This window comes from Paracoccus sigandri (assembly GCF_003709565.1).
In the GTDB taxonomy this organism is placed as follows: Bacteria; Pseudomonadota; Alphaproteobacteria; order Rhodobacterales; family Rhodobacteraceae; genus Paracoccus; species Paracoccus siganidrum.
The window spans coordinates 145,851-162,850 of record NZ_QNRC01000003.1; the positions used below are offsets into that span (position 1 = coordinate 145,851).

The 17,000-nt window shown below is 65.6% G+C and carries 17 protein-coding genes; 8 read left to right on the forward strand and 9 right to left on the reverse strand.

All coding sequences use genetic code 11. The features are described 5' to 3' along the window. Window positions 1-15: 15 nt before the first annotated feature. The 6 genes from C9E82_RS03590 to C9E82_RS03615 all read right to left on the reverse strand — a co-directional run bounded on the left by C9E82_RS03590 (window position 16) and on the right by C9E82_RS03615 (window position 6,684). Complete coding sequence (locus C9E82_RS03590) at window positions 16-1,029, reverse strand: LacI family DNA-binding transcriptional regulator (protein WP_119896164.1); 1,014 nt, start codon at window positions 1,027-1,029, stop codon at window positions 16-18. A 65-nt stretch (window positions 1,030-1,094) separates the two neighbouring features. Beyond that, window positions 1,095-2,153, reverse strand: coding sequence for an ABC transporter ATP-binding protein (locus C9E82_RS03595; protein ID WP_119896163.1), 1,059 nt, complete (start codon window positions 2,151-2,153; stop codon window positions 1,095-1,097). Window positions 2,154-2,156: 3 nt separating this feature from the next. Then, entirely contained in the window at window positions 2,157-3,038 is an 882-nt protein-coding gene (locus C9E82_RS03600) for a carbohydrate ABC transporter permease (protein WP_119896162.1), read from the reverse strand. 10 nt (window positions 3,039-3,048) lie between these two features. Next, window positions 3,049-4,077 carry a carbohydrate ABC transporter permease gene (locus C9E82_RS03605; protein WP_119896161.1) on the reverse strand — a complete coding sequence of 343 codons (1,029 nt, stop codon included), beginning with the start codon at window positions 4,075-4,077 and terminating at the stop codon, window positions 3,049-3,051. A 94-nt stretch (window positions 4,078-4,171) separates the two neighbouring features. After that, complete coding sequence (locus C9E82_RS03610) at window positions 4,172-5,413, reverse strand: extracellular solute-binding protein (protein ID WP_205962105.1); 1,242 nt, start codon at window positions 5,411-5,413, stop codon at window positions 4,172-4,174. Between the two features lie 89 nt (window positions 5,414-5,502). Further along, window positions 5,503-6,684 carry a nuclear transport factor 2 family protein gene (locus C9E82_RS03615; protein ID WP_119896222.1) on the reverse strand — a complete coding sequence of 394 codons (1,182 nt, stop codon included), beginning with the start codon at window positions 6,682-6,684 and terminating at the stop codon, window positions 5,503-5,505. Between the two features lie 383 nt (window positions 6,685-7,067). Here C9E82_RS03615 and C9E82_RS03620 point away from each other — a divergent pair, with 383 nt between their 5' ends. The 5 genes from C9E82_RS03620 to C9E82_RS03635 are packed head-to-tail and all read left to right on the forward strand — an operon-like array spanning window position 7,068 to window position 10,917. Continuing rightward, window positions 7,068-8,039 (forward strand): cupin domain-containing protein, encoded by a 972-nt coding sequence (locus C9E82_RS03620; protein WP_119896160.1) that lies wholly within the window; start codon window positions 7,068-7,070, stop codon window positions 8,037-8,039. Beyond that, entirely contained in the window at window positions 8,036-8,737 is a 702-nt protein-coding gene (locus C9E82_RS03625) for an alpha/beta fold hydrolase (RefSeq protein ID WP_240643366.1), read from the forward strand. Before C9E82_RS03620 ends, C9E82_RS03625 begins: the two co-directional genes overlap by 4 nt. Beyond that, window positions 8,734-9,429, forward strand: a complete 696-nt coding sequence (locus C9E82_RS03630; protein WP_119896159.1) for an RraA family protein — start codon at window positions 8,734-8,736, stop codon at window positions 9,427-9,429. The genes C9E82_RS03625 and C9E82_RS03630 overlap by 4 nt, the downstream gene beginning before the upstream one ends. Further along, entirely contained in the window at window positions 9,426-9,587 is a 162-nt protein-coding gene (locus tag C9E82_RS24360) for a hypothetical protein (protein ID WP_170161951.1), read from the forward strand. Before C9E82_RS03630 ends, C9E82_RS24360 begins: the two co-directional genes overlap by 4 nt. Then, window positions 9,580-10,917 (forward strand): amidase, encoded by a 1,338-nt coding sequence (locus tag C9E82_RS03635; protein WP_240643365.1) that lies wholly within the window; start codon window positions 9,580-9,582, stop codon window positions 10,915-10,917. The genes C9E82_RS24360 and C9E82_RS03635 overlap by 8 nt, the downstream gene beginning before the upstream one ends. Window positions 10,918-10,976: 59 nt before the next feature. Here the strand turns inward: C9E82_RS03635 and hisD are convergent, their stop codons facing one another. Next, window positions 10,977-12,254, reverse strand: a complete 1,278-nt coding sequence (gene hisD / locus C9E82_RS03640; RefSeq protein ID WP_244935992.1) for a histidinol dehydrogenase — start codon at window positions 12,252-12,254, stop codon at window positions 10,977-10,979. A 203-nt stretch (window positions 12,255-12,457) separates the two neighbouring features. Here hisD and C9E82_RS03645 point away from each other — a divergent pair, with 203 nt between their 5' ends. Next, window positions 12,458-13,003, forward strand: a complete 546-nt coding sequence (locus tag C9E82_RS03645; protein WP_119896156.1) for a cupin domain-containing protein — start codon at window positions 12,458-12,460, stop codon at window positions 13,001-13,003. 224 nt (window positions 13,004-13,227) lie between these two features. On the opposite strand, the gene C9E82_RS03650 is transcribed toward C9E82_RS03645, so the two are convergent. Continuing rightward, complete coding sequence (locus C9E82_RS03650; RefSeq protein WP_119896220.1) at window positions 13,228-14,190, reverse strand: AraC family transcriptional regulator; 963 nt, start codon at window positions 14,188-14,190, stop codon at window positions 13,228-13,230. A 78-nt stretch (window positions 14,191-14,268) separates the two neighbouring features. On the opposite strand from C9E82_RS03650, the gene C9E82_RS03655 reads away from it, so the two are divergent. Next, on the forward strand, window positions 14,269-15,474 hold the full coding sequence (locus tag C9E82_RS03655; protein WP_119896155.1) for an MFS transporter: 1,206 nt from the start codon (window positions 14,269-14,271) through the stop codon (window positions 15,472-15,474). A 155-nt stretch (window positions 15,475-15,629) separates the two neighbouring features. Here C9E82_RS03655 and C9E82_RS03660 read toward each other — a convergent pair whose 3' ends face one another. Further along, window positions 15,630-16,190 carry a hypothetical protein gene (locus C9E82_RS03660; protein WP_183154034.1) on the reverse strand — a complete coding sequence of 187 codons (561 nt, stop codon included), beginning with the start codon at window positions 16,188-16,190 and terminating at the stop codon, window positions 15,630-15,632. A 416-nt stretch (window positions 16,191-16,606) separates the two neighbouring features. On the opposite strand from C9E82_RS03660, the gene C9E82_RS03665 reads away from it, so the two are divergent. Then, a complete protein-coding gene (locus C9E82_RS03665; RefSeq protein WP_119896153.1) occupies window positions 16,607-16,882 on the forward strand; it encodes a hypothetical protein in 276 nt (91 codons plus the stop codon). Window positions 16,883-17,000: the final 118 nt, after the last annotated feature.

The window sequence follows — 17,000 nt, forward strand, 5'->3', positions numbered from 1 at the left end:
AAAGCCCCGCCCCGGTCACGCCGGCGGGCGCGTCGTGCCGCGGCGGATCAGGGTCGGCGGAATCCGAAGCTTCACCGGCTGCAGGACCTCGGGCTCCTCGATCGCCGTCAGCAACTCGCTGACGGCCTTGGACACCATCTGGTTCACATGCTGGCGCATCGTCGTCAGGTTGAAGCTGGGCCAGGAGGCCAGCGGCACGTCGTCAAAGCCGATGACCGCCACGTCCTCGGGGATGCGCAGGCGGAATTCGTGCCGGATCACGTCCATCGCGGCAAAGGCCATGTGGTCGTCGGTCACGAACAGCGCATCCGGCGGGTCCGGGCGGTCGAACAGTTCATGCGTCGCCTCGACCGCTTCGGCATAGTGGAAATTCCCCACGGCGCGGGCGTGCAGGTCATAGCCTTCCGCCGCGAGCCGGCGCAGGAACCCGGCCTCGCGGTCGATCTGGGTCGAGGCGCCCTCGAAGCCCGCCAGATGGGCGATCCGGCGCGGCTTCGCCTCAAGCAGCGTCTGCGCCGCCAGCGTGCCGCCGCGCATATTGTCGGTCGTCACCGCCATCAGGTCCAGGTCAGGCTGATCGCGGTTGAACAGCATCACCGGAATCGACAGCTCGGCGCAGCGCTGCGCCAGCACCGAGGAGATCGATACCGACACCATGATGATGCCATCGACCTGATAGTCGAGGATCTGCTGCATGACCGGCTCGACATCCCCCACCGTATGCGAGGCCATGAACAGCAGGACGTGATAGCCGCTTTCCTGCAGGGCGACGGACAGTTTCTCGACCGCTTCGGGATAGAACTGGTTTTCCAGGTAATAGACCACCAGACCGATGATGCGGCTTTTCCCGGTGATCAGCGACCGCGCCAGCACGTTCGGACGATAGCCAAGCTCGTCCGCCGCCGCGCGGATCTTGTCCGCCATCTTCGCCGAAACCGACGCGCCGGGGGTGAAATAGCGCGAGACCGCGGATTGGCTGACGCCGGCATGGCGCGCCACATCGACGGAAGTTATGTTCTTGCCTGCCATCCCGGCTCTCCGTTCATGCCCCGCGCCAGCCCGCTTATGGCGAACCGGCCGCCGCAAGACCAGCCTCAGCCGGCCTGGGACAGGCGCTGCCCCGTCCCATGGTCGAAAAGGTGACACATCGCCGGCGGGATGCGAGCCGAAACCCGTGTGCCGATCTCGGCGCGGTAATCCTTGGCCGCCTTCAGGTTAACCAGCGCCCCGCCCGCCTTCACCGCGATCATCGACGCGTCGCCCAGCAATTCCAGCGCATAGATCGGCGCCTCCAGCTGGCCGCCCGACGGCACAAGCTCCACATCCTCGGCGCGGAAACCCAGCGTGACCTTGCCGCGGGCGACATCCGCCAGCCCCTCGATGCGCATGTTGCGGCAGGTGAACACGCCGTTTGACAATTCGCCCTCGACCAGGTTCATCGCCGGAGAGCCGATGAAACCCGCCACGAAGATATTGGCGGGACGGTCATAGATCTCGGTAGGTGTCGCGACCTGCTGGATGACGCCGCGATTCATCACCACCACACGATCCGCCAGCGTCATCGCCTCGATCTGGTCATGGGTGACATAGATCGTGGTCGTCTTCAGCCGGTGCTGCAGGTTCTTGATCTCGGCCCGCGTCGAGACGCGCAGCTTGGCGTCAAGGTTCGACAGCGGCTCGTCCATCAGGAACACCGTGGGCTCGCGGACGATGGCGCGGCCCAGGGCCACGCGCTGGCGCTGGCCGCCCGAAAGCTCGGCCGGACGGCGCTCCAGAAGCTCGGTCAGGTCGACCATCTCGGCGGCCTTCATCACCCGTTCATGGTGCTGATCCCTGGGGATCTTGCGGACCTTCAGCGGAAAGCGGATATTTTCATAGACCGACAGGTTCGGATAAAGCCCGTAGCTCTGGAACACCATCGAGATGTCGCGGTCCTTCGGTTCCAGCCGGTTCACGATCCGGTCGCCGATCCAGATCTCGCCGTCGGTCACGCTTTCCAGCCCGGCGATCATCCGCATCGTGGTGGTCTTGCCGCAGCCCGAGGGCCCCAGCAGGACGATGAATTCCTGGTCGGCGATCTGCAGGTCGAAATTGTCCACGCCCACCACCGGGCCCCACCGCTTGCACACATTCTTCAGGTTGATCTGGGCCATCTGTTACCCTTTCACGGCGCCGGCGGTCAGGCCGCTGACGATCTGGCGTTGGAAGAACATCACGAGCATGAACAGCGGCACGGTGGCGGACACCACGGCGGCGACGGCATACATGATCGTGCCTTCGGTCTGGACGGTGCCGAGGAAGGAATTGATCTTGGGCACCATGGTCTGGTTGTCCTGGTTCAGCAGCATCGAGGTCACGGCGAAGTCGTTATAGGCCAGCAGGAAGCTGAACAGGCCGGTGGTGATGACGCCCGGCCACATCACCGGCATGATCGCCAGCCGGAAGGCCTGGAACCGCGTACAGCCATCGACCATCGCGCTTTCGTCCAGGTCCTTGGGGATCGACAGAAAGAAGCTGTGCAGCATCCACAGCGTGAACGGCTGGTTGATCGCCACCAGCACGATGATCGCGGTGGGCAGCACGCCCCAGATGTTCATCTCGAAGAACGGCAGCAGATAGCCCGAGACCAGCGTGATATGCGGCATGGCGCGGAACACCAGCGCGGCGATCAGGATCCAGAACGTGTAGCGATAGCCCGAGCGCGACAGGGCATAGCCGCCCAGGGTGCCGAAGATCAGGCTGATCGTGGTCACGCTGACCGTGACGATGGCGGTGTTGATGACCGAGCGCCAGAATTCCCGCTCGATCCAGGCGCCGCGATAGCCGTCCAGCGTAAAGGCCGATCCGGTCTGCCGCACCGTGCTGGTGCCCAGAAGCGCGTTGCCCCAGCTTTCGCGGCTGAAGAAATCCGCCTCGACCTTGAACGAGCCCCAGACCGTCCAGAAGAACGGGAAGGCCGCGATGACGAGCCAGGCGAGCAGCAGGACCGAGGCGACGATGGCCTGCGTGCGGCTGCGGGAATGCGGCGAGAAATCCATGCCCGTCTCCTTAGCGTTTGCGGTTGAAATCGCGCCAGGTGCGGATCAGCACCGGGATCAGCAGAATGACAACGCCGATGACGGTCAGCACCGACGTGGCCGCGGCCGAGCCGAACAGCTTGTCCACCTGCCCGTTCAGGTCGTTGTAGATCGCCCATGACAGCGAGGTCGCGTTCGCCTCGGCCGAGAAGCCGACGATCGGCTCGAAGACGCGGAAATTGTCCATCATCAGCACGAGGCCGACAAAGGTCGCCAGCGGGACCAGATGCGGGACGACGACGAAGCGGATGCGTTCCCAGCGGTTCGCCCCGTCGATCATCGCGCTTTCCAGCGTGTCCTTGGGCAGGGTCTGCAACCCGGCATAGAAGACGACGAAGGGAAACGGCGCCATGTGCCAGACGCCATAGACGAACAGCGTGATCCAGGTCAGCGTGGGCGACGCCTTCAGCGACAGGTCGGGATCGTCGAAGATCAGCTGCAGGGTCGCGCCCAGGACACCGTTGGGATTGATCATCCAGAACAGGATCAGCGATCCGATCAGCGGCGTGACGATATAGGGCAGCAGCGACAGGAAGATCACCGGCCCCTTGGCGATGCGCGGCAGCGTGTTCACCGCCAGCGCGACGCCGAAGCCAAGCAGCATCGCCAGCGGCGTGACAACGAACGTATAGGCCAGCGTGAAGGACAGCGCCTTGTAGAATGGCAGGTTGTAGATCCGGGCGATCATCTCGCCCAGGCCGCCGCTGCTGCGAACGATCTCGGCGACCTCGTCGACGGCCAGATGGGCGCGGTTCAGGTAGGTGCCGAAACCGTTGAACTTGCCCAGAGGCTGTTCGCGCTTCAATTCCTGGGTGGCGGCGGTGTCGACGCGGATTTCCTGCTGACAGCCGAAGGGACCGCAATTCTCGACGGTGACAAGGACGCGGTCATGTTCGACATAGAACGACTGCACGATGACCGAACCGACCGGCAGCACGATGAACAGGAACATCGCGACGAGGGACGGCAGGATGAAGGCGAAGAAACTGCGATGCGTCATGACGCGCCTCTTGGCTGGCGGCGGGGCGGGAACGGGCTGAGCAGAGGGCGGGCGGGCGCCGGGCCGTGAAGGACCGGCAGCCTTCCCCGCGGCGTCAGTTGAGGAAACCGGCCTCGCGCGCGGCGGTGCGATAGGCGGCCTCGGTATCGGCCAGCGCCTGCTCGGCGCTTTCCTTGCCTTGCATGAAATCGGTCAGTTCCGATCCCAGCGCCGCGTGCATCAGCCCCATATAGGGCGACATCGGATAGGGCCGAGCGCCGCCATTGGCCGTGGCCATGACGCCCTGCGCGCTTGCCGGCGGGTTGAAATCCTTGGTCAGCCAGGTCGCGGCGGCGGGATTTTCGTTCGCGACATCGGGACGGGCGCCATGGACCATCGCCCGGAAGCTGGCCTCGGCATCCTCGTCCGAGATGTTCCTGGCGATGGTGAAGCCGTCCCACCACAGGGCGGCGGCGGGAATGCCCTTGTCGCCGACGGTCGGGGCTGCGGCAAGGATCGTCGCCTCGCCGATCTCGGGCGCGGGGCCGTCCGGATCGACATGGCCGTTCACCATCGACCCCCATTGATTGATGATGGCCACATCGCCGCCCAGATACATCTTCTTCAGCTCGTCGGCGGTGAAGGTCAGATATTCGGGCGCCATGTATTCGGTCATCTCCTTCATGACCCGCAAGGTCTCCAGCCCCGCCTCGTTGTTGATCGCGGGCTCGGCGCTGCCGGGTTCGAAGAACTGGCCGTCCATGCCCAGGTAGGTGTTGACGAATTCGTTGGCCAGATACCAGCCGCCCTGGTTCGCGGCGGCCAGCGGATAGCGCATGATCCCGTCGTCGCGCAGCTTCTTGGCGGCGGCGAGGATTTCCTCGTAGCTGGTCGGCGGCTCGATCCCCGCCTGTTCCAGCACGTCGCCGCGCATGAACAGATGCTGGGAATTGCCCATGAAGGCGATGGCCATGACCTTGCCGTCCACGCGGATCAGCTGGTTGGGCGCCAGATCCTGGCCGTATTTCTCGACATATTCGTCCAGCGGGCGGACCAGGTCGGCGTTCAGCAGGGGCATGATCGTGTTGTTCGAAACCAGCGCCACCGTGTATTGCGCCGGGTTCACGGTCAAAGCCGGAACCTGCAGGCTCTTGTGTTCGGTCGTCATGTTGATGGCGACCCTTACCGTTTCCGAGGCGCAGGACCGGGCCTCGCGCAGCACGGTGCCGAGCGCGTCGAAATCGTTCGACAGTATACGGACCGAGCCTCGCTCGATCCCGCAATCCGCCCATGCCGCGCCCGATCCAAGCAGAAGCGACAGCAGGCAGGCAGCAGAAGACATCCGGAAAGTGGTCATGACTGGGATCTCCGTTGGATACATGCCCGCCTTTGCCGGCAGGTCTGGTCTGGTTGCGTCAGGCCGGGTCTTGGACCCGGCCCCTGGGGTCATTCGGCGGCAAGCGCCTCGCATGCGGCGGGGGCGTCCGCAAGCTGTGCCAGCTTGATCTGCACCAGCATCGACAATTCGTCATAGACCGTCCATTCGTCGACGATCCTGCCATCCTTGTAGTGGTAGTGCGACATGCCCATCACCTGGACCCGCTTGCCGGTGGGATCGCCAAAGCTTTCGATCCCGCCATAGCCCAGATGGTGGCCCTCCATCACCCAGCGGACCGCGACCTTGGTGCCGCCTTCGACACAGGGAACCGAGCAGACATGCTGCGGCGCGAATTTCGCGTCGGGCAAGGAGCCGACCAGCCCGATCACCTGATGCGTCACCGCGCTGGTGCCGTAGAGTTCCTTCATCAGCGGGCCGTGATACATGACGGTCGGCGCATAGACCTGACGGATCCTGCCGAACATCTTGCGGTTCCAGACATCGTGCAACCATTGCAGGGTCTCGCGCTCGATATCGTTATGAGCGATGGACAGATCGGCCTGTTCCGCGGGCGGATACTGTCCCAGCATCAGGCCGGTTTCGCCGATATCCAGGCTTTTCAGGCCTTGTGCCAGCTTGGTCCGGGCGATCTTCTCGGCATAGGCCTGCACGTCCAGCCCAAGCTGCTGCGCGATGGCCATCTGGTCGGCGACGACCCATTCGCGATAGATCTTGTTTTCGAAGATCATGCAGTCGGCAACGGTCCGCGACACGAAGGGACGGCCATTGGCGCGGCCGAAATGGCCGTTCTGGGTATAGCGTCCCGACCCGGTCACCAGATGCGAGGTATAGAAGCCGTCGCGATCGTTGCCATTCCAGATCACCTGGGTCGCCATGCCGCGACGTTCCGGGAAGCTGACCAGCCGCTGGATCGTGTCGCGCACCACGTCCTCGCGGTTATACATCGTGCCCATCGTGCCGTAGAGCACGCAATTGTTGGTGTAATGCGTATAGATCAGGCCGACATCGCGTTCGTCCCAGATCTTGTGGGTGCAGCGGATGATGTAATCGACGATGTCGGTATAGCAGTCATCGAAGCCCTTCAGCGATTGCGACCGGGGCCGGTTCTCGGGCACCAGGTCGACGAAATCCAGCCGTTCGCTCTGAAGCACGTCTTCCGCCGATCCGGCACGGGCGCGCTGAGGAGCCTCTTTCGACACCGTGGCAATCGCGTCATCCTGTTTGGCCATATCGTCCATTCCTGCATCTCGGAGTTTACACGCATCTGTCAGGGCATCCTGCATCAGAATGAATACGTATGCAATACAAATCTGTGGTCAGCCATGTGAAGCAAGGTTATGCCGTTGAATCGTTGGGAGGAATTCCTTCTAGTGAGACACCTTTTCTGACGATCCCGCGCCAGGACAGCCAAAAGCATCGTCTTTGCCGCATCATAATTAATCAATGAATAACAATTGATTGAGCAGCCCCTCCCCCGCGGAATCGCCGCCCCGAATCGCCAGAACGCGCAGCATCCGGCACAAAACGGTTGCAAAATTGAATTCGTATGCAATAACTCTGCCCTGCATCAGGCCCGCGGGCCCGATCGCAACCGAAACAAGAGGATTTTCCGATGTCGCTCTCTCTCCAAGAGATGGAATCCCGCATTGTCCGCTATGGCGATCTGCAACCCTGCCGGACTGCTTTCATCGATGCCCATACGCCCGGATCGGACCAGAAGGAAAACTTCACGATCATCGGCGGCGGCGTCAGCGAAAGCGCGGACCAGCATGTCCACATCACCGACACGCCCGGCTTCAATATCGGCGCCGCCGGCCAGCCGCCGAAATGCCGCAACAGCCTGCATTCGCACCGAACGGCCGAGGTGTTCTTCGTCCTCAAGGGGCGCTGGCGGTTCTTCTGGGGGCGCTGGGGCAATGCCGGCGAGGTCGTGCTGGAAGAAGGGGACATCTTCAACATCCCGACCGGCATCTTCCGCGGCTTCGAGAATATCGGCACGGATTACGGCATGATCATGGCCATTCTGGGCGGCGACGACGCCGGCGGCGGCGTCATCTGGGCGCCGCAGGTGATCGAGGATGCGCGCGACCATGGCCTGGTGCTGGGCGAGAACGGCAAGCTCTACGACAGCAAGAAGGGCCAGGCGCTGCCCGAGGGCGTGAAGCCCATGCCGCTGCTGACGGACGAGGAACTGAAGGCCTTTCCCGAACCGACCGCGCGGGACGTGGTGCCGCATTACGTCGCCCGCTACTGGGACCTGATGGCGATGGCCGCCACAGAGCCGGCGAAGGTCATCGGCGAAAACGGCGTGCTGCGCGACAAGCCGGGCTTCGAGGTCGAGCTGCTGACCCGCGGCTCGATCCCCGCGGACCCCTATGCCACCGACCGGCACGAGGTGCTGATGGTGATGCGCGGCCATTGGACGCTGCGCTGGGATGGCGGCCAGAAGGTCCTGGCACCCGGCGATACCTGCGCGGTCCCGCCCGGCCTGCGCCATGCGCTGGCACCCTCGATGACGGGCGAGGCCAGCCTCTATCGGGTCCGCTCGACCGGCGATCCGGCCGGCGCGACGTGGCAGGGATGAGCCCGGCGAACACGCCCCTGCTGATGCTTCCGGGCATGATGTGCGACGCGCGGCTGTTTCTGCCGCAGATCGGCGCGCTTTCCGCCGGGCGCAGCGTCATGGTGCCCGAGATCAGCGGCAAGGACAGCATCGCTGCCCTTGCCGCGCAGGCGCTGGATCAGGCCCCGCCGCGTTTCGCGCTGGCGGGGTTGTCCATGGGCGGCATCGTCGCGATGGAGATGCTGCACCAGCAGCCGGACCGGATCGCCGGGCTGGCGCTGATGAACACCAATCCCCGCGCCGAGCTGCCCGAGGTGAGAGAGGGGCGGCAGGCGCAGATCGACGCCGCGCGCCGGGGCGGGATGATGGCATTGATGGCCGAGCGGATGTTTCCGCTCTATTCCCGCGGTCCCGACGCCGGGATCACGGACATCGCCGCCCGGATGGCCCGCGACCTGGGGCCGGATGTGTTCGTCCGGCAGTCCCTTGCCCTGCGCGACCGCCAGGATCGCAGCCGGACCTTGCGGGAAAGCCGTCTGCCGACGCTGATCCTGGGCGGAATGCAGGACCGGCTGTGCCCGCCCGAGCGGCATCACTTCATGGCCGCGCTAATGCCCCATGCCCGGCTGGTCATGCTGGACGACGCGGCGCATCTGACCACACTGGAGCGGGCGGACGAGACCTGCGCCGCGCTGAAAGACTGGCTGGAGGAGCTATGAGTCCCGAACTTCTGGAAATGCTGCGCCGGGTAGACACGCCGACGGTCTGCAATGCGATCGAGGTGGCACAGGGCAGGCGCGGATTCGCGAACTTCACCCGGCGGACGATGCTGAGTTCGGCCCCGGAAGCCGGCGCCCTGGTCGGCCATGCCCGCACCGCGACGATTGCAGCCCTGGCGCCCTCCGCCGAGGATCCCGCCGTGCTGCGGGAACGCCGCATGGCCTATTACCGCCACATGGCCGAGGCCCCTGCCCCGTCGCTGGCGGTGATCGAGGACCTGGATGGCGACGATGCCGTGGGTGCCTTCTGGGGCGAGATCAACGCCAATGTCCACAAGGGCTTCGGCTTGTCCGGCGTGGTGACGAACGGGGTGATGCGGGATCTGGGCGACCTGCCCGACGGCTTTCCCGTCATCGCCGGCCGAATCGGCCCCAGCCACGGCTTCGTCCGCGTCGAAAGCATCGGCCAACCGGTCGAGATCTTCGGAATGAAGGTCCGGGACGGCGACCTGGTCCATGCCGACCGGCATGGCGCGCTGGCGATCCCGGCCGAGGTGGTCCCCGCGCTTGCCGATGCCATCTCGCGGCTTCTGGCGACGGAACGGCTGGTGCTGGACCCCGCGCGCCGGACCGGTTTCGATTTCGAGGCATTTGCCGCCGCCTGGGCCGCGTTCGAGGCGGCACGGACATGAACGAAAGGGATTTCGCTTCCCGGCTGAAGCGATCAGGGCTGGACGCGATTCCCCGCGACGACCTTGTCGCGGCGCGACCGGCGGCCGAAAGGCTGGCGCTTCAGGCGCAGCTCGTCCGCCGGGCCATCAACGAGGCCGACGACGATGACCATGACTGAGTTTCTGGACCGGGACATCGCCGATCAGGGCGCGGCGCTGCGTGGCGGGCAATTGCGGGCGATCGATCTGATCGAGGCGACGCTGGCGCGGATCGGGCAGCGAAACCCGGCGCTGAACGCCTTCGTGCATGTCGATGCCGACGGCGCCCGTCACGCCGCAAGAATGGTCGACGACGCCCTGCAACGCGGCGAGGATCCGGGTCCGCTGGCAGGAATTCCCATCGCGGTCAAGGACCTGATCGACGTTCGGGGGATGCCAGGATGGTGCGGCTCGAAGGCCCTCGATCCCGTTCCCGCGACCAGTGATGCCAGAATCGTCGCGCAGCTGAGACGGGCGGGCGCGATCATCATCGGCAAGGTCGCGACCTATGAATTCGCGTTGACCGGCCCGGCATGGGACCAGCCCTATCCGCCCGCCCGCAATCCCTGGAACCCGGCCCATATCACGGGCGGCTCCTCCTCGGGCTCGGCGGCGGCGGTGGCGGGCGGCATGGTGCGGGTGGCGATCGGCACCGATACCGGCGGCTCGATCCGCAGTCCTGCCAGCTATTGCGGCATCGTCGGGCTGAAGCCGACCGCAGGGCTGGTTCCGACCGGCGGCATCCATCCGCTGTCCGTCACCCTGGATCATGCCGGGCCGCTGGCGGCAAGCGCGGCCGAAGCCGCCATGCTGTTTGGGGTTCTGGCCGGAAACGACGCGCCACCCCGCCCTGGGCAGCCCGTCAGGGGAATGCGCATCGGCTTCGCGCGGGGCTGGCTGGCCGGCGCGCAGCCCACCGTCGTCGCGGCGCTGGACGACGCCGCCTCGCAATTCTCGCTGGCCGGGGCGTCGATCAGCGTGATCGAGATGCCGGATTACGACCTGTTCGAGGCGGCGGGCTGCGTCATCCTGCAGGCGGAAGCCCTGTCGGAACATCTGGACCGCCTGGCCTCGCACTATGACCGATACGGCATCGATGCCCGGCGCAATCTTCTGACCGGCGCGGTATTGCAGCCCGAGGACCTGGCGGCGGCGCACAGGCTGGCGGCGCGGCTTGCCCGCGACGTCGACGACATATTGGGCGGATGCGACGCGATCATCACCGCCACCACGCTGCAGACCGCCCCCGCCTTCGACGATTTCGGCGATGGTGCCGCCTGGACGCCGATGCGGACCCTTCCCTTCAACGTCACTGGCCACCCGGCGATCAGCCTGCCCTGCGGATTCGCCGAGGGGCTGCCCATCGGCCTGCAGATCATCGCAAGGCGCGGGCAGGACGCCATGCTGTGCCGGATCGCCGGGGCCTTCGAAGGACTGACCGCGCATTCACTGATCCGCCCGCCCCGCTGACCGTTCCAATGAAAAAAGGGGCCGTCAGGCCCCTTTTCCCGCGGCAGAAGCTGCCTGCCTCAGCGTTCCGACAAGCGGTCCAGCCGCAGTTGCGCGGCCCGGCGATGGCCTTCCAGGCCCTCATTCGCGCTTTGACGGGCGGCAGGAGGCGCGACATGCCGGACGCCTTCCTCGGTCAGCCACTGATGGGTGGCGATCTTGACATAGGTCCCGACCCAGAGCCCGCCGGTATAACGGCCAGCCGCCATCGTCGGCAGCGTGTGGTTCGTGCCCGAGCACTTGTCGGAATAGACGACCGAGGCAAGCTCTCCGATGAAAAGCGATCCGTAATTGCGCAACCGGGTCGCGAATTCGCGGGCATCGGCGGTGTGGACCTGCAGATGCTCGGCCGCGATGTGGTCGGAATAGGCGATCATCGCCGCCTCGTCCGCGCACAGGGCGATCTCGCCATAGTCGCGCCAGGCCGCGCCGGCGGTTTCGGCCGTGGACAGGTCGGCCAGCTGGCGATCCATCTCGGCCAGGACGGCACGGGCCAGCGGCTCGTGCGTGGTGATCAGCCCGACCCGCGTGCGCACGTCATGTTCGGCCTGCGCCAGCAGGTCGGTGGCGATCATCGCGGCATCGCCGGTTTCATCGGCAAGGATGAAGATCTCGGACGGGCCGGCAAGCTGGTCGATGCCGATCGGGCCGAAGACCTGCCGCTTGGCCTCGTTCACGAAGGCATTGCCGGGCCCGACGATCTTGTCGACCGCGGGAACGGTTTCGGTGCCGAATGCCATGGCCGCAATCGCCTGCGCGCCACCGATGCGGAAGATGCGGTCGGCGCCGGACAGGTGGCAGCCCGCGATCATCGCCGGATGGGCGTTGGGCGGCAGGCAGGCAACGACCTCGTCGACCCCCGCCACCTTGGCCGGGACGATGGTCATCACCGGCGCCGACAGCAGCGGATAGCGCCCTCCGGGAACATAGCAGCCGACGCGCTGGACCGGAATCACCCGATGGCCCATATGCACGCCGGGCAAGGGCTCGACCTCCAGCGGCTGGATCGTCGACAGCTGCGCCTGCGCGAAGGCGCGGACATTGGCGATGGCGAATTCGGTATCGGCGCGGCTCTGCGGGTCCAGCGCCTCAAGCGCCGCGTGGCGCTCGGCATCGCTCACCTCGAACATCTCGAGATCGGCCTTGTCGAACTGGCGCGAATACGCGCGCACGGCGGCATCGCCGTCCTTGCGCACCGCCGCCAGTATCTGGGCCACCAGCTCCTCGACCGGGGCATTGTCGCCCGCCGCGCTGCGCGAGGGCTGCTTGACATAGGTGACTCCGGAAAATTCGGGCATGTCTTTCATCTGATCGGGTCCATGGTTGGAGACGTTGCAAGAGCGGCGCGGCCGGCGACAGGCCGCAGCCTTCATCGCCCCGGATCTTACCCGATATCCACCTTCGCGACAGCCGGGCCCGGCAGGATGGAAAGTATTGTTTGCAGATCTTTCTCAATAATGGCAGAGATTCTGGCGGAATATGCGCAGATCAGGACAGTTTAATGGCCAAGATTGGAAATCGCCTGCGCGCCTTGCGCATGCGCCGCCAGCTCAGCACCCGCGAATTGGCGGCGCGTTCGGGCGTGTCGCATACGACGATCTCGCTGATCGAGCGGGACCGGATCAGCCCCAGCATCGACACGCTGCAAGCGGTGCTGGATGCGCTTGGCAGCCGGCTGGCCGAGTTCCTGGGCGGGCTGACCGAAGGCAGCCGCAGCCCGTTCTATCCCGCCGACGACCTGCCCGAGATCGGCAACCCGGACAGCATCTCCTACCGGCTGATCGGCTTGAACCATCCCTACCGGACCTTCCAGTTCCTGAAGGAAACCTATGCCATCGGCGCCGATACGGGCGAGATGCTGACCCATACGGCGCAAGAGGCGGGCTGCGTGGTGTCGGGCAGCATCGAGTTGACGGTGGGCCAGCAGACCCGGACCCTGGTCCGGGGCGACGGCTATTACTTCGACAGCCGCGAACCGCACCGCTTCCGCAATGTCGGCACGACGGTCGCCCAGATCGTCAGCGCGGTTTCGCCCCCATCTTACTGATCGCGAATGCGGGTTCGGCAACGTGATCTTTGCGTCGATGAACCCGTGCCGGCGCTCACCCGGTTTGAACCAGGCCGAACGGATGAGACCTGTCGCCGCGCGAAATCCCATGCGAGATGCCCGCAGCCTGGGTCGTGCCCAGAAACCGGCGACGATGCCGGTCGGCCGCTTCGCCCTGCGGCGCCTTCCGGGTCCCCATCGCCGACATGCATGGCGCCGGTTCCCTACCTTGCGTTCCGCCGCAGATTGCCGGGCGAGGTGCCGATCACGCGCTTGAAGGCGCGGGTGAATGCCGCCTGCGAGCCGTATCCCAGCCGATGCGCGACCGAGGCGACCGAGCTGCCCTCTTGCGCCAGCCATCCCGCAGCGATCCGCATCCGCAGATCCGTGACATAGCGCAGCGGGCTGACCCCGACGATCGATGTGAAACGCTCGGAAAACACCGATCGCGAGGCGCCCATCAGGTCGGCCATCGCCGGGATGTTCCATTCACGGCCCGGATCCTTGTGCAGCGCGACCAGGACGCGGGCCAGGCGCGGATCGCGAAGGGCGGTGATCACGCCGGATGCGTTGTCGCAGCCGCATTCGATCCAGCCCCGCACGATCAGGGCGGCGACCACATCCGCCAGCCGTGCCAGGATGCCCGCCGAGCCGGGACGGTCCTCGGCCATTTCGATCTCCATCGCGGCAAGGATGGCGTGCATCTCGGGCTGGCGCTCCATCAGGTCGTCGACCGCCATCGCCTCGGGCATCAGCGCGACCAGGGGATGCATGGTGACCAGGTCAAGCTCCATCACGCCGGTCAGGATGGTGGTGTCCGTGCTGCGGCAAGCCAAGGCATTGCAGTCCCGGATCTCGGCGAAGGCCTGGCAGCGGGGCTCGGGCGTATAGCTTCCGAAATCACGGGCGGCGACGCGCGGCGCCGACAGGATCTGGTGCGGATGACCGCGGGGGATCAGCACCGCGCCCCCCGCCCTGACCCGTCGAGGCGGCAGGCCCGAGACCGTCACCAATGCCTCGCCCTGCCCGACGAAATGGAAGCGCGCGCCGCCGCCCGCGTCGAAATTCACCCCGAACGGCGGCGACAACCGCAGCCGCCAATAGCGTGCCCCGCGCAGGCGCATCCCCAGAAGCACCTCGGTCACCGCATCGCTGCGGTCGGCAGGTTCGGCTTTTCGATCAAGCATGACGGATAAACTGGCATGGATCATCCGGGATTTCCAGCCAGATTCTACGAATACCCTCCTTCTTCTCAAGGACTGCACATGCCGACAGATATTTCGACCCCGACGGATATCGCCGATCTTTCACTCGACGCTGCCCGCCCCGACCGGCCTGCCTGGGGCGCGGTCCTGTCCATGTCGCTTGGCGTCTTCGCGCTGGTCACGGCCGAGTTCCTGCCCGCCAGCCTGCTGACCCCCCTGGCCGAAGGCCTGCAGATCAGCAAGGGCGCGGCCGGGCAGGCCGTCACGGCGACGGCCTTCGTGGCGCTGATCACCAGCCTGCTCATCTCGACGCTCGCCCGCGGGCTGGACCGGCGGATCGTGCTGATGGGGCTGTCCATGCTGCTCATCGTCTCCAACCTGATCGTTGCCGCCGCGCCGGGCCTGGCAACGCTGCTGCTTGGCCGGATCCTGATGGGCGTCGCCCTCGGCGGTTTCTGGAGCCTGTCCGTGGCGACCGTCATGCGGCTGGTGCCGGAGAACGCCATCCCCCGCGCGCTGGCGATCATGTTCATGGGCGTGTCGGCCGCGACCGTCCTTGCGGTTCCGGTCGGCAGCTATCTGGGCGCGCTGGTCGGATGGCGCGGCGTCTTTCTGGCCGCAACCGGGCTGGGCGTGCTGGCCTTGCTGGTCCAGTTCCTGACCCTGCCCGCGCTTCCCGCCCAGGGCAACGGCCGCCCCGGCATATTGCTGGAGGTGCTTCGCCGCCCCGGCATGGGCATCGGCATGATCGCCGTCCTGCTGGTCTTTGCCGGCCATTTCACCTTCTTCACCTATATCCGCCCGTTCCTCGAAAACGTGACCGGCGTCGGCGTGGAGGGCGTGACCGCGATCCTCTTCGCCTTCGGCCTGGCGAATTTCGCCGGCACCTACCTGATCGCCTACGTCATCGAGCGTTCACTGTGGCTTGCATTGCTGCTGATGCCGCTGGTCATGGCGGCTCTGGCGCTGCTGCTGACGTCCTTCGGCGGCGCGGCACCGCTGGACGCGGGCATGATCGCGCTGTGGGGGCTGGTCTTCGCGGGCGTGCCGGTGGCCTGGTCCACCTGGATCACCCGCACCATTCCCGACCAGGCGGAAGCCGGCGGCAGCCTGATCGTGGCGGCGATCAACTTTGCCATCGCGTCCGGCGCCGGCCTCGGCGGTGTCGCGCTGGAAATCTTTGGTCCGCGCGGCGTGTTCCTGATCAGCGGCCTGATCCTTGCCGCGGCAACGGCGATCATCCTGACACGGATCAGAGCCAGATAGCGACCGTGGCGCTTGCGGGGCGGTTTCGCGGATGACCAACTGGCATCTGCGTCAGCCCCCCGCCGGGCGGTAGGCTTCCGAACCCGGCCCCGCAGTGACGGCCGCCCTTCGGCTCCGCGAACCGCGCAGGATGCCGGCCGGTGTCCGGCTTGCGCTCATTGCCTCGATGCCTTTTCCGAGACGGTGATACCCGCAAACCCGCCGCTTGCCGTTTTCCGGGCGATCGGATGCAGGTCCACCCGGACGCTCCGCCAGGCAAGGATCCGGGCGGGATCTTCGCTCTGGAATGTCATGAAGCGCCGGTTCTTCACGTCGACGAAATCGACCCACAGATACCCCCAGCCGTCGGTATCGCCGACACTTGGCAGATCGGCGGACGCGCGGCAGAGGGGGATGCCATGAACGCGAAGATCACGCGCTGGCGGCCCCAGATATAGCTGCCCTGCGAGAGCTTCCGGGGCGCTTAGATATATGGCCATGACGATTTCACCATCCTTCGGCGACGGCATCGGTCCCGAAATGGAAACGTCCATGTCCTTGAAGACCAGCTGTTCCATGCAGGGCTGATCCCGGACCTGCACACCGGTATCGCCTCGCCGCAGCGGCTCGCCATATTCGGCATCGAGATCGGCGCCAAGATCGACTGGCCTCCAGGATAATTCCATGAGGATCCTTTCGAGACCTACCCATGTCAGACCGACCAGAAGCGCGGCCACCAGCCCAACGCGACGCCATCTCATTTTCATTCACTTTCTTCCGCTACGAAACGCATCCTTCCGGATGGGTTCTCGGGCGCGTGTCGCCCTCGACCACATCTTCAAAGGCCCCATCCGGATGCCACAATACTCGCAAGCCATCACCTGCCCAGTCTCCGACATTTCGACCGGGGCCGAAACATCCGCTGGCTGGCCCGCGCTAGAAAGGCAGCAGCCTCCCTTCCCCGCACGCAAACCCGCACCGCTGCACTGAGGACAGGCTGTTGGCCATCATGTATCATGCGCAGCGGAAAGGCGGCGAAAGCGGACCGTGAAAGAACCCCGCGGTCTCTGGAGTTCGCGGTTGACGGTCGCCGGCGACAAGGGAATGAAGGTGCAGCGCAATTGCCGAGAAACCGGGAGGAGCAGTTGAGGGCATGACGCCGGAACAACGCATCGCCGAGCTGGAGGCGAACCTCACCGCGACCAGGCGGGCGGCGACCGACATGATGATCGACATGGGGCTGGCGATTGCGAAGACCCCGGAGGACCGCGAGCAGGCGGCAAAGGTCTTTGACAAGGCCGCCGCAGACCCGGATCCCGTGATTGCCGAGATGGCGGCGGCGGTCGCGAAGGCACTGCGGCAGCGCTGCCGCCTGATGAGCGAGACATGGGCTGAAAGGGTAAAGGCGGCGGTGGAGCGAGAGGATTGAGCCATGGCCGGCGGCCGCCTCGACCCATCGGCCGCAGCTGCCGATCACCTGCTGAAACCCGCGGTGCTGCTGGCCGAGGCGGCAAGATTCGCTCCGCCAGAGATCTGCCAAGGCAATG

Excerpts from the sequence above, each read along its gene's own strand:
- C9E82_RS03590 (WP_119896164.1), bottom strand. The coding sequence starts at position 1,029 with ATGGCAGGCAAGAACATAACTTCCGTCGATGTGGCGCGCCATGCCGGC.
- C9E82_RS03595 (WP_119896163.1), bottom strand. The coding sequence starts at position 2,153 with ATGGCCCAGATCAACCTGAAGAATGTGTGCAAGCGGTGGGGCCCGGTG.
- C9E82_RS03600 (WP_119896162.1), bottom strand. The coding sequence starts at position 3,038 with ATGGATTTCTCGCCGCATTCCCGCAGCCGCACGCAGGCCATCGTCGCC.
- C9E82_RS03605 (WP_119896161.1), bottom strand. The coding sequence starts at position 4,077 with ATGACGCATCGCAGTTTCTTCGCCTTCATCCTGCCGTCCCTCGTCGCG.
- C9E82_RS03610 (WP_205962105.1), bottom strand. The coding sequence starts at position 5,413 with ATGACCACTTTCCGGATGTCTTCTGCTGCCTGCCTGCTGTCGCTTCTG.
- C9E82_RS03615 (WP_119896222.1), bottom strand. The coding sequence starts at position 6,684 with ATGGCCAAACAGGATGACGCGATTGCCACGGTGTCGAAAGAGGCTCCT.
- C9E82_RS03620 (WP_119896160.1), top strand. The coding sequence starts at position 7,068 with ATGTCGCTCTCTCTCCAAGAGATGGAATCCCGCATTGTCCGCTATGGC.
- C9E82_RS03625 (WP_240643366.1), top strand. The coding sequence starts at position 8,036 with ATGAGCCCGGCGAACACGCCCCTGCTGATGCTTCCGGGCATGATGTGC.
- C9E82_RS03630 (WP_119896159.1), top strand. The coding sequence starts at position 8,734 with ATGAGTCCCGAACTTCTGGAAATGCTGCGCCGGGTAGACACGCCGACG.
- C9E82_RS24360 (WP_170161951.1), top strand. The coding sequence starts at position 9,426 with ATGAACGAAAGGGATTTCGCTTCCCGGCTGAAGCGATCAGGGCTGGAC.
- C9E82_RS03635 (WP_240643365.1), top strand. The coding sequence starts at position 9,580 with ATGACTGAGTTTCTGGACCGGGACATCGCCGATCAGGGCGCGGCGCTG.
- hisD (WP_244935992.1), bottom strand. The coding sequence starts at position 12,254 with ATGCCCGAATTTTCCGGAGTCACCTATGTCAAGCAGCCCTCGCGCAGC.
- C9E82_RS03645 (WP_119896156.1), top strand. The coding sequence starts at position 12,458 with ATGGCCAAGATTGGAAATCGCCTGCGCGCCTTGCGCATGCGCCGCCAG.
- C9E82_RS03650 (WP_119896220.1), bottom strand. The coding sequence starts at position 14,190 with ATGCTTGATCGAAAAGCCGAACCTGCCGACCGCAGCGATGCGGTGACC.
- C9E82_RS03655 (WP_119896155.1), top strand. The coding sequence starts at position 14,269 with ATGCCGACAGATATTTCGACCCCGACGGATATCGCCGATCTTTCACTC.
- C9E82_RS03665 (WP_119896153.1), top strand. The coding sequence starts at position 16,607 with ATGACGCCGGAACAACGCATCGCCGAGCTGGAGGCGAACCTCACCGCG.